The organism is Mammaliicoccus sp. J-M41, from assembly GCF_022385935.1.
Lineage (GTDB): Bacteria > Bacillota > Bacilli > Staphylococcales > Staphylococcaceae > Mammaliicoccus > Mammaliicoccus sciuri_A.
The window spans coordinates 37,233-50,820 of sequence record NZ_JAJNIR010000007.1 but is presented as its reverse complement, the minus strand read 5'-3'; the positions used below and the strand labels follow the sequence as shown (position 1 = coordinate 50,820).

Annotated in this window: 18 protein-coding genes; 2 read left to right on the top strand and 16 right to left on the bottom strand. The window is 30.8% G+C overall.

Annotated features, from left to right (window positions below; all coding sequences use genetic code 11):
• Positions 1-47 precede the first annotated feature (47 nt).
• The 4 genes from LQ686_RS04390 to LQ686_RS04375 all read right to left on the bottom strand — a co-directional run bounded on the left by LQ686_RS04390 (position 48) and on the right by LQ686_RS04375 (position 2,704).
• Positions 48-1,238, bottom strand: coding sequence for a DUF4352 domain-containing protein (locus LQ686_RS04390; RefSeq protein WP_119475495.1), 1,191 nt, complete (start codon positions 1,236-1,238; stop codon positions 48-50).
• Between the two features lie 166 nt (positions 1,239-1,404).
• Positions 1,405-1,542, bottom strand: coding sequence for a hypothetical protein (locus LQ686_RS04385; protein ID WP_239733191.1), 138 nt, complete (start codon positions 1,540-1,542; stop codon positions 1,405-1,407).
• A gap of 116 nt (positions 1,543-1,658) precedes the next feature.
• On the bottom strand, positions 1,659-1,940 hold the full coding sequence (locus LQ686_RS04380; RefSeq protein ID WP_239733190.1) for a hypothetical protein: 282 nt from the start codon (positions 1,938-1,940) through the stop codon (positions 1,659-1,661).
• Between the two features lie 74 nt (positions 1,941-2,014).
• Positions 2,015-2,704, bottom strand: coding sequence for an MBL fold metallo-hydrolase (locus LQ686_RS04375; protein WP_119475420.1), 690 nt, complete (start codon positions 2,702-2,704; stop codon positions 2,015-2,017).
• Positions 2,705-2,846: 142 nt separating this feature from the next.
• Between LQ686_RS04375 and LQ686_RS04370 the strand changes: the two genes are divergently transcribed.
• Positions 2,847-3,248, top strand: coding sequence for an NUDIX hydrolase (locus LQ686_RS04370; protein ID WP_065381021.1), 402 nt, complete (start codon positions 2,847-2,849; stop codon positions 3,246-3,248).
• On the opposite strand, the gene LQ686_RS04365 is transcribed toward LQ686_RS04370, so the two are convergent.
• From LQ686_RS04365 to LQ686_RS04320, 11 genes are all read right to left on the bottom strand, one after another.
• The gene (locus LQ686_RS04365) at positions 3,245-3,745 is read right to left on the bottom strand and encodes a GNAT family N-acetyltransferase (RefSeq protein WP_025904351.1); all 501 of its coding nucleotides are present in this window, start codon (positions 3,743-3,745) and stop codon (positions 3,245-3,247) included. The two genes, LQ686_RS04370 and LQ686_RS04365, sit on opposite strands and share 4 nt — an antisense overlap.
• Positions 3,746-3,894: 149 nt before the next feature.
• Positions 3,895-5,523 (bottom strand): peptide ABC transporter substrate-binding protein, encoded by a 1,629-nt coding sequence (locus LQ686_RS04360; RefSeq protein ID WP_239733189.1) that lies wholly within the window; start codon positions 5,521-5,523, stop codon positions 3,895-3,897.
• A gap of 404 nt (positions 5,524-5,927) precedes the next feature.
• A complete protein-coding gene (locus LQ686_RS04355; protein ID WP_119475418.1) occupies positions 5,928-6,431 on the bottom strand; it encodes a GNAT family N-acetyltransferase in 504 nt (167 codons plus the stop codon).
• Between the two features lie 11 nt (positions 6,432-6,442).
• The gene (locus LQ686_RS04350; RefSeq protein WP_107566061.1) at positions 6,443-6,949 is read right to left on the bottom strand and encodes a GNAT family N-acetyltransferase; all 507 of its coding nucleotides are present in this window, start codon (positions 6,947-6,949) and stop codon (positions 6,443-6,445) included.
• A 131-nt stretch (positions 6,950-7,080) separates the two neighbouring features.
• Positions 7,081-8,280, bottom strand: coding sequence for a GTP-binding protein (locus LQ686_RS04345; protein ID WP_107566060.1), 1,200 nt, complete (start codon positions 8,278-8,280; stop codon positions 7,081-7,083).
• Between the two features lie 48 nt (positions 8,281-8,328).
• Complete coding sequence (gene rpsN, locus LQ686_RS04340; RefSeq protein ID WP_025904347.1) at positions 8,329-8,598, bottom strand: 30S ribosomal protein S14; 270 nt, start codon at positions 8,596-8,598, stop codon at positions 8,329-8,331.
• 277 nt (positions 8,599-8,875) lie between these two features.
• Positions 8,876-9,427: a hypothetical protein gene (locus LQ686_RS04335; RefSeq protein WP_107566059.1), complete on the bottom strand. Its 552-nt coding sequence runs from the start codon at positions 9,425-9,427 to the stop codon at positions 8,876-8,878.
• 184 nt (positions 9,428-9,611) lie between these two features.
• Positions 9,612-9,734, bottom strand: a complete 123-nt coding sequence (locus LQ686_RS14175) for a P-loop NTPase family protein (RefSeq protein ID WP_275066766.1) — start codon at positions 9,732-9,734, stop codon at positions 9,612-9,614.
• 44 nt (positions 9,735-9,778) lie between these two features.
• Positions 9,779-10,099 carry an AAA family ATPase gene (locus tag LQ686_RS04330; protein ID WP_107573006.1) on the bottom strand — a complete coding sequence of 107 codons (321 nt, stop codon included), beginning with the start codon at positions 10,097-10,099 and terminating at the stop codon, positions 9,779-9,781.
• A gap of 48 nt (positions 10,100-10,147) precedes the next feature.
• The gene (locus tag LQ686_RS04325) at positions 10,148-10,684 is read right to left on the bottom strand and encodes a GNAT family N-acetyltransferase (protein ID WP_239733188.1); all 537 of its coding nucleotides are present in this window, start codon (positions 10,682-10,684) and stop codon (positions 10,148-10,150) included.
• Between the two features lie 11 nt (positions 10,685-10,695).
• Positions 10,696-11,439 carry a hypothetical protein gene (locus LQ686_RS04320; protein WP_239733187.1) on the bottom strand — a complete coding sequence of 248 codons (744 nt, stop codon included), beginning with the start codon at positions 11,437-11,439 and terminating at the stop codon, positions 10,696-10,698.
• Between the two features lie 137 nt (positions 11,440-11,576).
• Between LQ686_RS04320 and LQ686_RS04315 the strand changes: the two genes are divergently transcribed.
• Positions 11,577-12,536 (top strand): arsenic resistance protein, encoded by a 960-nt coding sequence (locus tag LQ686_RS04315; RefSeq protein ID WP_119495267.1) that lies wholly within the window; start codon positions 11,577-11,579, stop codon positions 12,534-12,536.
• A 51-nt stretch (positions 12,537-12,587) separates the two neighbouring features.
• Here LQ686_RS04315 and LQ686_RS04310 read toward each other — a convergent pair whose 3' ends face one another.
• On the bottom strand, positions 12,588-13,577 hold the full coding sequence (locus LQ686_RS04310; protein WP_119493957.1) for a LysM peptidoglycan-binding domain-containing protein: 990 nt from the start codon (positions 13,575-13,577) through the stop codon (positions 12,588-12,590).
• Positions 13,578-13,588 lie beyond the last annotated feature (11 nt).

Sequence of the window (13,588 nt, the reverse complement as noted above, 5' to 3'; positions counted from 1 at the left end):
TTGGTTACCTCTTTCTTATGTTACGCATAAATTGTCCATTTGATTAACTAACGTTCTTTTTGTTCATTTGAATTATTTTGAGATTGTCTTTGCTCTGTTGATCTTTCTTTTGCTTTTTGTGCTGCATCTTGAGCTGCACGATCTTTCTCTCTTTGTGCCTCTTGATTTCTTTGTTGTTGCTGTTGTTGTTTTTCACGTTCAGCTGCTGCTTGTTCATCACGTTTTTTCTGCTCTGCTGCTTGTTGAGCTTTTTCTTTTTCAGCTGCTGCTTTTTCGTCAGCTTCTTGTTGTTTCTTTTCAGCTTCTTCAGCTTTTTTATCCGCTTCTTCTTGACGTTTTTCTTCTTCCTCTTTAGCTGCCTTTTCTTCTTCAGCTTTCTTCTCTGCTGCTTCTTTATCTGCTTTTTCTTTGGCCGCTTTATCTGCTTCTTCTTGTTTACGTTTTTTCTCAGCTTCTGCTTTTTTCTTCTCTTCATCAGCGTTATTGTTAGGTTGTTGAACCGTTCTTTGCTCATAAGTTGGCGCTTCTTGAGTAGAATTGATTTCTTCAGTTGGATTCTCTTTAGGCGTATTATCTTTAATATCCTTATCATTTATACGCCAATTAGCATTATACGTTTTCTTAGAAGTTTCGTAATTCATTTTAACATCATATTTATCAGCGTCCGCTACATCATAGTATAAATAACTTGATTTGCTGTCATCTTTATCAAGTTGATGTTGGAATCCACCTTTATTATCTTTCATACCATTAAATTGCGGTTGTACCGCTCCACCAATAGTAAGTTGAAAATTAGAATTATCGATTAATTTTTTATCTTTTTCTAAATTTTTGAACTTATAAGTGACTTTAAGAATTTTGCCATTTTGCGAATAAGAATAACCGTCATCAGGTTGAACAACTTCTGCTTTCGTAACGGTCACTTCTAGACCATCAACAATAATTTTATCACCTAGTTTGATATTTTTTAATTCTTTTTTAGGTGTGTCGGAAACATGTTTAACAGCTTTAGGCTTATCTTCTTTAAATAATTGTTGATATGAATATTCTTTATCGAATGACAGACTGACAAATATACATACAAAACTAATCACACCGATTACAAATAGTAAAATTGTGCTCACTAAATAGCTACTATACTGTTTTTCTTTAGCATATTTAACGACTGTAATAATCAAAGTCGTTATAAAGGCAATCGAAATAACAACCCATAATAACGCAAAAAGTAGACTACTCATTTTTTCTCTCCTCTACAAATGATTAATAATTTCATCATAGCATGAATTATTTAAAATAATAGTGCAAAATCAAATAATTATTAACTATAATTGACCTATTTATATATGCCTTCACTTTAAAAAAACAGGTTAAAAAATAAATTCAAAACCTGTTGATGTAATACCTTTATTCTTCTAATTTTTCAAAAGTTATTTCATATAAATCTTTATCATCCATATTTACAAAATCATCGATTGATATTCTATATTCATTGGAAGATCGTTTTTTAGAAACTTGACCATCATACTTCAACTCAATTGTCATATTCGTTTCAAAATAGTGATTGTCGATTGTCTTCTTAAATTCATTAAAGACTTTTTGGTTAAGAGGAATTAAATAGAATTGATTATTAGGTAAAATATTAATACGTTTACGTTGTATTATTCATCGCCATTTAACTTTAACACGACTTCAATATTTTTAGCAGAACCGCCGCCTAAATTTAATAGCTTAAAAGCCGTATTTAAATATTCATGATCAGACGAAGTTAAATTCATCACTTTAATACCACTTTGTTTCTTCTCCAATATAATCTGATCAAAAGACAAATAAGGTATAAATGATATTTTAATTTGGCGAATTTGAATCATGACGGATATAAAATATAGAATCGCCATAATAAAGGTCCCTATAGAACCAATCGCTTGAATAATATTAATCATGCGCTCACCTCACAATATAACCTTGTCCTAAATTATACCCTTTTGTGTACATGTAAATCATAGATTTATAATCTTCAAGCTTTCTCTAACAATCCGCCGTGGAAACAATAATATTTCTCAGCATTTAAATCTTTAATTTTCTTTAAGGAATTTTCCGCGTCTTCTAAATTCATACTATATTCAGGATTCGCTACGTTTAAAGTCTCTCCTTCTTTCACAGCAGCATCTCCAGTAATGACGCTATTGACTGATTGTATATATAATGAAATATGCCCTGACGTATGTCCTGGTGTCGCAATAACTTCCACTTCATTATTTAATATGAGCGCCCCGTTTGTAACTTCTACATCAACATCGACATGCTCTAATTCTAGTAGCATATTAACAAATGCTTCACCATATGGTTTTTCATCTTCTGACATTTCATTTAACAAATTTTCAGCTTGAATCAATCGTTCTGATTTAGCATGTCCACCTATATATTTAGCTTCTACAAAGCTACTTATAATTTGTGTATTAGGATATTTATCTTTAAAAGCTTTTAACGCACCGATGTGGTCATCATCATAATGAGTAATAATAATATTTTTCAAATTTTCTATATTGTAATTTAATCGTTTAATTTCTCGTTCAATTTTATCCATGAAACCTGGATAACCTGTATCAACGAGTGTCAATTCTTCATCTTGGATGATCAGCGTAGGATGTATTTCGTAGTTATCTCCTTCATAATCAAAATTTATATTTAACTGTTCTACTTTAATAGGCATAAAAGTTCTCCTTTATAAAATGACGTATATTTATATACATTTAAGGTAATTATATGACAATTTAGTCATTTAATCATAAAATATTATTTGTACGACTTTTGATTAAATAGAATCTAATTTTCACAGGAGGTTACTTATGGTTCCAAAACATATTGTTTCAGCTGCTTGTATTGTCTTAAATGACGAAGATAAAATATTACTTATTAAAGGTCCTAAACGTGGTTGGGAAATGCCTGGAGGTCAAGTTGAATTGGGTGAACCTTTATATGATGCGGCAATTCGCGAAGTTAAAGAAGAATCTGGTGCTGATATCGAAATTATAAGATTTTGTGGTATTTTCCAAAATACAAAAAGTTCTATCGTCAACACATTATTTTTAGCGCGTTATACAGGTGGCACGCTTCAAACGAGTGATGAGAGTTTAGAGGTAGGCTTTTTTACTTATGATGAAGTTATGAATATGGTTACTTGGAAAAACTTTAAAGAAAGGTTCGAGTACTGTTTAAATCGTACTGAACCTTTTGTTGTTAATTTTTAATATTCTTCTTTTAAAATGCTATAAATCAATGAATCTCTGTAGCCATCTTTAAGCTTTGTATCTTGTCTTAAGATGGCTTCATGTTTCATACCTAGCTTTTGTAGAACAATTTCAGATGCTGTATTACGAATATCTGTTGATGCCCAAATTCTATTAAGTTTCAATACTTTAAAACCATATTTAATAATCGTTCTACCAATATCCGTTGCGATACCGTTACCCCAATAATCAGGATGAATGATATAACCAAGTTCTCCGCTTTTATTTTTCGTATCACATACTAATTGCACTGCGCCAATGACTTTATCATGTTCTGCATCTACTATGACGTTGTACATCCAATTTTCATCTCGATTTAATAACATCTCAACAAATGCTTCTGTTTCTTCATAAGTTTGTGGCTCCCATGCTTGATACTGACTCACTTCAGGTAAAGCATTATATGCATGAATATCTTCTATATCTGATCGTTTCAAATCCCTAGTATAGTAATCCATTTAAAATCCTCCAATGATGATATGTAATTTAATGATTGGGAATATCTTATCATAATTTTCAAACTATACAAAACTATTCTTATAAGAATACTCAACTTTGCAAAAAATAAAGTGCTAGGACATTGAATCATGCCCTAGCAATAAATAAATTATCTATCTAATTTTACATGTTTGTACTCTTTCGTACCTACGTAATGAATGATACGCCCGTGTACTTCTTTTTTCGTTAATCTCGCTTTACCTTTTTGATAAAGTGGGATAACCATTGCATCATTCAATAACATTTCTTCTCCTCTAGCGAGTTCTTGCCATCTCTTGTCTGGATCTTGAAGTAATGAAGATTTACCTTCGTTGATAATTTTGTCGTATTCAGGGTTATTATATCCCGTTTCGCCTTTAGTTGTTTCACTATGGAATAAATCTAAAAATGTCATTGGATCTGGATAGTCTGGTCCCCAACCTGTAATTGCTACATCATAGTCACCTTTTTTAGTCAGTGCTATTTTCTGTTTGTTCGGTTGTTGTTTAATCGACATTGTTACACCAGGTAAATGTTTTTCAACTTGTTCTTTAAAATACTCTGCATCTTTTTTAGCATTATCTTGATCAAATGTTAAAAATTCTATATCAATTTTATCTTTACCTAATGCTTTTTTAGCTTTTTTCAATGAAGCTTGTGCTTTTTTAATATCATACGTATAAGGTGCATTGACTAACTTGTTATAATCTTCTTTTTTCTCATTTGTAAATACTTTTTCAGGTGTAAATGTATCTATTGGTTTCGAACCATCATTTAAATTATGTTCTACGTAAGATTTTTTATCGATTGCTTGTGCAAGTGCAGCACGTAAATCTTTATTTTGTAAGTCTTTATTCGTTTGTGTATTAATTTGAATATAATAAGTAGCAGATTCTAACTTCGTATCGAAGCCTTCTTTATCTTTGTTAGATTCGACATTTTGCGAACTTAATTCCGTTGTATCCACTTTATCATTATTATATAAATTGAGTGCCGTTTGTTCGTCTTTAATGACTCTATAATTGATACCTTTTAGTGATACATGATCTTTATCCCAATAATGTTTATTTTTCTTAAGCGAGTAATTATCTTCTACTTTCCAACTCTTCATTACAAATGGTCCACTATATAACGTCTTATCAACAGTCGTCCCATACTTACTGCCTTGCTTTTTAACAAACTTCTCATTCAACGGCATGAATGTTCCAAATGTTAATAGTTCTTTATAATAAGGTAACTCTTGATTGAGCGTTAACTGTAAAGTATGATCATCAATTGCTTTCACACCTAATTCTTCAGGTTTTTTCTCACTTTTGTTAATCGCTTCGGCATTTTTAATATCATACATGATGTATGCATATTCTGATGCAGTCTTTGGATCTACAACTCTTCTCCATGAATAAACGAAATCATGAGCAGTAATTGGATCTCCATTAGACCATTTCGCGTCTTTTCTTAATTTAAATGTCCAAGTCTTCCCATCGTTTGATTTTTTAGGATCACCAGTTGCAATCGCTGGTTCTGCTTTATCATCTTTGTCTAAACGATATAACCCCTCTTGTGTCGCATTCATCACTTCAAAAGCACCAGCTTCAACAGCCAAACTAGAATCTAATGTCGTTAAATCAGACGGTGCAATTAAACGTAGCGTATCCTTTGAATCACCACTCGCACCATCACTATCCCCACCACTACTACAACCAGCTAAAAATAACGCTAAAACTAATACATAAATCCCCACTTTATAAATATTTTTCATCAAATCAATCCCCTTTGTTTGTTTGATAATGTTTAATTGTGTTTATTCTATCATAATATTTTGAATATTCAATTGATTATGTTCGATTAATTTAATATACCAACAATAACGAACTGTTATGTAGTGTGTAGAAGCTGATAAGATGAAAATAAGCTGAATCGTCTTATGGACAATTCAGCTTATTACAATTTTCGGGTCGATAAATTTTTTTATCGGCCTGGTAATGCCGTTTTCGGGTCGATAATTATTTTTATAGGCCTGCAAATCCCGTTTTCGGGTCGATAATTTATTTTATCGACCTGGTAATCCCGTTTTCGGGTCGCTATTTTATTTTATCGGTCCATATTTTCCGTTTCTGGACCGGTAATTATTTTTATCGGTCCATATTTCTCGATCCAGTCTCTTCACTCTATTTCATATCTCATCATGTCTTCATCATGATAATCTTTTCCATCTAATATTGCATTAGGTTCAGTAGCATATTTGTTAAAGCCGACTTTATTATAAAATTCTACTGCGCGTTGATTATTAGAAAGGACACTTAAATCAATGTATTTTAAACCTGTTAACTTGGATGCTTCAATAATCAATTTATTGACTACTTTTTCAGCAATACCTGTACCTCGATAATCAGGATGACAATACATCGCCACTAAATTTCCTTTATGATGCATCTTCTTAACCGCTTCTCTATAAAAAGTAGCTACACAAACCAAATTTTCATCTTCAAAACCACCTATTGTAAATTTTGTATCACTACATTCTAATCGCTGTTCAAATTTACTAATCGGATAGTTTATTTCAATATCATATAAAGACGCAAATGCAGATGGATCTGTCTGCAAACTTAGTAACCTAAGACTCCTAAATGCATTTACATCATTTTTATTTAGTAACCTTACTTCCATCCCACCACTCCTTATTCACTAAAGTAATACACATTGCCTTGTCCGTCGTAATCATCTAGTTCTGGGTTATGTTTAAATCCTAATTTTTCTGCTGTCTTTATTGAAGGTGTGTTTTCTTTTTTAGTTAATGCTACGATTTTATATTGGTTATTTGTTAATTCTTTGACGTGCTCGATTATTTTTCTACTTGCTTCTGATACGAGTCCTTGTTGTGTTTCTGCAGCTTCTATTCGATAGTAAATATTCAAATATGTTTGTCCTAATATTTCTTTATACTGCAACCCACATACGCCAAACGCGAGATAGTGGTCTTTTTTAATCAAGACGTAATATCCAAATCCATGGTCTTCATAATGTTTAATCCATTGATCTAATGTTTCTCTAAAAGCTTCTATTGTTGTTGCTGGACCTGCTGGGTTGTATTTTTGATTTGCTGGATCATGATGAACTTCAAATAATTTTTCAAGATATGTATATGCTGGGGGTACGAGTTTGATTCTTTCCGTTTCTAATATCATTGTAATGACTCCTTTTTAGTTACAATTTAGTTATTTAATATCATAACATTAAGCATCTCATATTGGGAGGTCGTAGATATTTTTATGCATACAAAAAAGCATGAGCAATTACTTATACTCATGCTTTTAACTTATACTGTTGATAGTTGCCATTGGTAAGGTTCGTTTAACTTTGTCCAATCTGCATCAATTTCTTCTGAATTCAATAAGCATTGATCTAATGCTTTTGTAATTTCTTCTTTATTTAAGTCACTACCGATAATGACAAATTGTGTTTCTCTGTCGCCATATTCTGGATCCCAATCAGCTTTAATTTCTGGTCTAGAAGCAAAGATTTCTTGTTTCGCTTCTTCTTTCATCGCATCAACCCAGAATGTAATTGGGTGAATATTTACAAAAGAACCTGCCTGAGAAAATAGACATGCTACATGATTATATTGAGCTAACCAAACGATACCTTTAGCTCTTATAATATTCGTTGGCATATTTTCCATCCATTGATTAAATCTTTCTGCATGAAATGGCAGTCTTCTCTTGTAGACAAATGATGAAATACCATATTCTTCAGTTTCTGGTGTATGATGTGCATGGCCACCTTCTGTTAATTCTTTAATCCACCCGGCTGATTGACTTGCATCTTCAAAATTAAATAAACCTGTATTGAGTACTTCTTGAAGCGGTACATCTGCATAACTTGTCTTGATAAATTTCGCTTTAGGCTGTAACTTTTTCAAAACGATTTCTAATTGCTTTAAATCATTTTCGTCTACTAAATCAGCTTTATTTAAAATAAGTACATCACAAAATTCAATTTGATCAATCAACAAGTCTGAAATAGAACGTTCATCTTCTTCACTGACACCTTGATCTCTATCTTTCAACAAATCTTCAGAATACATATCATGAACAAATCTATGTGCATCTACAACTGTAACCATCGTATCTAAACGACATATACTAGTTAAATCAATGCCTAATTCATCATCTATATATGAGAAAGTTTGGGCAACAGGTACCGGCTCTGAAATACCAGTTGATTCTATTACGATTTGATCGACATCTCCTCGTTTAGCTATCTTTTCGACTTCTATTAATAAGTCTTCTCTTAAAGTACAGCAAATACAGCCATTCGATAATTCTACTAATTTTTCGTCAGTTCGTGAAATACCTCCGCCTTGTATGACTAAATCTTTATCTATATTAATTTCACTCATATCATTTACAATGACTGCAATTTTTAATCCTTCTCTATTTTTCAAAATATTATTGAGCAGCGTTGTCTTTCCAGATCCTAAATAACCACTCAATACTGTAACTGGTATTTTATTCAACACATTTCCCCTACCTTCTATCTATTTATCCCATATAAACCAAAAATCTTACCAACTTGATTTTTTCAATCCAGGTATTTGACCTTTATGTGCGTATTCTCTTAAAGCGATTCTAGACATACCGAATTTTCTATATACACCTCTTGGTCTGCCAGTCACTTGGCATCTTCGTGTAATACGTGTTGGAGAAGCGTCTCTCGGTAATTTTTTCAAACCTTCATAATCTTTATTAGCTTTTAATTCTTCACGTTTTTCACGGTATTTTTCAACCATTTGAATTCTTTTTTGCTCTTTTGCAATTTTTGACTTCTTCGCCATTTTATATACTCCTTTTTACATTTAAAATTTTTGAAATAAATCATTAGATATAAAGAGTGAGACGGCAATTGATGTCTCACTCTTTTGAAATCGTATATTAAGTAAGTAAAGTAGCCATCTCATTTCCGGAGGTAAATCGTAATGACTACGTTTTAACTATAATACATGAATTTTTATTTGGCAAGAGCAAATTTTTATTTTTCATTTAGAATTGAGAATTAGAATCGAAAAAAACAGAGTCTAAGACAACGTAATATGTCCCAGACTCTGCTTATCTCTATTCAACTTTCCATACATTAAATCCATGTAATTGGCTGTTTGCATCATATTTCAAATCTTCTTTACCATAAAAAGTATAGCTTTTGCCTTCTTCAAGTTTTTTATGATCATAATCTATAATATAATATGACACTTTATCGTCCCCACTACCTTTTGTAACTTCGACGATTTTATCACCTGCTTCACTATGGCTAATTTTATCAACCTTAGCATTTGTGATTTTTAACAATTCGTTATGGCTATATGTTTCATTATTATACTTGTCATAATTAATCTCTTTAGAATGGTTCATTTTTTTCTGAACATATTCATTCGCTTGTGCTTCTGCTACGTGATCATCGAACTTAATTTTTGATTGATTATCTTGGACAGGTTCAGTTGAAACAACTCCAACAGCACAACCTAAAGTTAAAAAGAATAATATAATGGTACTTAGCAACGGAATCCTGAACCTAGTATCTCTAATCGCTTTAACAACCGTCGTGCCTAACATCACAATAAAAGCTATTAATACTACAACTCCAATAACGCTAAATATAAAACTTTCCATTTTCATTACTCCCTTGATTTATTCACTATCATATTTGTACATATTAGAACATCTCAGCTAATATTTCATCTATTTTGTTTCAGTTTTCGAAATAAATCAATATTATGCTAAAGTATGAAAGCGTTAACCCATTTGCTATATAAAGGATAGGTAAGCATTAAATTTTTTTATTGAAAAGTCGCTGTTATTCTTTAAAATCAATATCTTCCAACACTTTTTCTACCATATCGTTTAAACTTATATGTTCTTTTATTATTTTTTCATTTTCTAAACCTAAATAATCATGCTCAACAAACCAGTTACTCATTTCTTCCTTACCAAATTCAGCATTTTCTTTATTCTTGTGTCTTCTTAACGTTTCTTCAAAAGATATATCATAGTAATACGTATACACATTTTTCTTGCCTGAAAATTTTTTCTCAGCATATCACCATACCTATGCGCTTTAAGAATACCTTCAATAATCATATAATCACAGTTTTCCAATCCATATCTGATTAAATGATCGATGAGTTCCACTGTCTTATTGCCAGGTTTATCGTATAACATTTCTCTTCTAATCGTATCTTGTGAAATTAACAAAGTATGAAATCCTATTCTGTTTTGTAATTCTTTTGCTAAAGATGACTTCCCACTTCCTGAATTCCCTCTAATTATAATAACTTTTGTCATTTTCCACCGCTTCTTCTTGTAATTATTAGTATGATTAGTCTCTTGCTACTATTGATTGATATAAAATTCAGATTTTAAAATACCCATATGAATATCGTTATAGTATTCACCTTTTATAAATGCACTATCACGTTCTTCTCCCTCAATTATAAATCCTACTTTTTCATATGCCTTAATTGCACGAGTATTATATTTCAATACTCTTAAGTAAATTTTATGTAATTTCAAATATTCAAACCCATAATTTACTACAGCTGCTAAAACTTTAGTTCCAATTCCCATAGACCAATATTCTGGATTAAATATCCCTATTGCAAATTTTGCTTTGTTATTAATATCATCAACAACTAATCTAACTTGCCCTATAAATTTATCTTGGTATACAATTGCCCATTCATAAGGTTCATTCTGAATTTCTTTAATTAATAAAGCTGCTTTTTCTTTTGATTTTGAAGTTCTATAATCCATTGTTGATCCATACATCATTAATAGTTCTTTATTAAAAGGAACTGAAAGATAATCATCTATGTCTTTTGTTTCTGCATTTCTTAATATTAAATCTTTATTTATATATATTTTATCCATATAATACTCCCTTATTTCCGAAATAGGTATTCACTTAATTTTTGTTTTTTCCCTTCTTTATTCCATTGTTGATATTGTTTGATCATCTTATGAATGTTGCCTTCATAGTAGTTTTCAACTAAATCAACTATTGCTAAAAAGCTTTTCCAGTAATGAAACATAACATATGCATTATCATTACTTTTATAAATTTCATATGTGAATGATTCTAAATTATTTTCATCATATTTTGATTTGTAATAATTAAATAATTCTGTTTCATACTGTATAATTTCTTTAAATTCTTTGTCATTATATAAATAATACCTTGGTAAGAAAGTAACCAATTCTTCTTCAAACCATAAGTCATCTGATGTTAAGTCAAGATCATCAAATTCTGTTAAAAAGAAGTCGCAATGGTGCGTAATTTCATGACCTAATATGCATAATATTTCTTTCTCTAAATAGTTATTAAATATGTCTTGAGTCGTTTCAGACATGTCACTTTTGATTTGACCATTTAAAAAGGTCTTCCAACTTTCTTTTTCAATATTCATAAATATACCTTTTTCATTTGTAAACGCTGGTACATTCTTCTTAAATACGTGTGTCATTACATAATCGCTTGTCCATATGACGTGTTCTGGCATGTCATTTAATTCGTAATCTTTTTTCAGAATATCAATATAATTTTCAATTTTATCTATAAAATATTTTGCTGTTTTTTGAGTTTCTTCCGTATCATTTATTTCATCCATCATAAAAATAGATTTCATGTGTCTATCCCCTTACAAATATCAATAAATATAGTATTAGTATTCATATTATAATAATATTCATTATCTTTTTATTCAATTGAATTAATTTCTACTTCATACTATGATTTATATTAAGCGATTTACAGGAGGTTATGATGTCTTACTTGAAGTCTTTTTTAGAGGATAAACAAATTTATATATATCTTTTATTTATTATGGTGGGTGTAGGTTTCGGTCTATTGTTTGACCATACTAGTCTTATTTTTGAACCTTTTATTTCTATTTTAATTGCGATTCTATTGTTTAGTATGTTTGCGCAAATTCCTTTTTTATCTTTACGTCAAAAGGCATTAAATTTTAAATTTCTTGTGACAATTATTATTGCTAATTTTATTTTTATTCCTATCATTGTTTTTCTAATTGTCACAGCATTTCATATTACATCTACACCGCTTCTAATCGGCATTTACTTAGTTTTACTGACACCTTGTATTGATTATGTAATTGTTTTTACGAAGTTAGGTCACGGAAATGAAAGCTTTATGTTGATTGCTACACCTATTTTATTTATTCTACAAATCATTTTATTACCGATATATTTTCTTATATTTTTAAACCAAGATTTCTCGGAATACATTGACTTTATACCTTTTCTAAAGACTTTTGTATACCTTATTCTAGTACCTTTATTCATAGCTATTTTTATGCAGATTTTAAGCAAAAAGTCCGATGCTATGTCGAATATTTTATCTTTATCAGAATGGTTGCCTGTTCCTTTTATGGGACTCGTATTAATGACGGTTATAGGCTCTCAAATTTCAAAAATATTTAATGATTTACACATCGTATGGATAGTTGTTCCTGTTTACATTTGTTTTATGGTCATCGCGCCTTTTATTGGTTATCTTTCTGGTAAAATCTTTGCTTTACCTTCAGATTTAAAACGCACAATTGCTTTTAGTACTAGCACAAGAAATGCATTAGTTGTCTTACCATTAGCTTTATCTCTACCAGACAAATGGTCAACAATTGTAACAACTGTTGTCGTCACACAAACACTTGTCGAGCTTATTGGCGAACTATTCTATATTAAATTGATACCTAAATTTAAATAAAGAAACACCTCTAAAGTTACAGTAACGCTTGCACTTTAGAGGTGTTTTTAATTATTTCAGTTTCAATACTTGTCCTACACTTATATCATTTGAACTTAAATTATTTAATGATTTAAGTTTAGCTACACTTACGCCGCTTCTTTGAGAGATATTATACAACGTATCTCCAGAAACAACAGTATGTGTATCGCCTGTAATACTGTCACTCGATTCATTTAAATCATTATAATGCTTTTGAACGAGACTATAAAATCGATCCATATCATAGCCCCACTGACTAAAGTAATTGATTGGATCTGTATGATCTGTTCCACCATAATACTGACTAATGGCATTGTGACTGATAACTGTACCTGTTCCTTCATTATTATCGGCTAATGATGGTTTCAGTCCATTTTGGTGTAACATTTTCGCAGTTAAATATGCTTGATTATTAACCGATTTCGCAAACTGGTCAAATGTACTAGATTGAGCCAATTCTATTTGATAGAAATATGGATTGGCTTTTGCACCTGCTCCCCAAGCTAAATAATCACTAGATGCTGTTTGAACAATTTTACTACTACTTGCATAAGCATGAACAAACGCACTTTCATAATTGTTATACATGTAATTGATTTCTTCATCTATTGTGCTATCAGGATTAGCTGTTTCATGTATAATCACACCGATAAACTTATCTGATTTATAGTCATATTTCGGCAAACTATCCATTCTAGAATCTTGCGTGATTGTAGACGGCTTAATATTATTTTTAGCAATATAATTATTAACATCTTGATACGCTTCATTTGTATGTTGATTGGATTCTATTTCTGTAGAATTTTCTTCTGCATCTTTATTATGTAATTTAAGATCTTCATCCGTTAGCAAGCCTGTTAATTCTTTCGGGTTCATCTTTTGTGCTTGTTCAAAACTAATCGATTTGCTTGTGTTCTCTGTTTGTTCACTTTGATGTTCTTCTGCATTGATATATCCAACAGATTGAGAAAATAATATACTTGTCGTCAAAATTATTGCTGTTCCAAACTTGTACTTCATAATAATCCCCC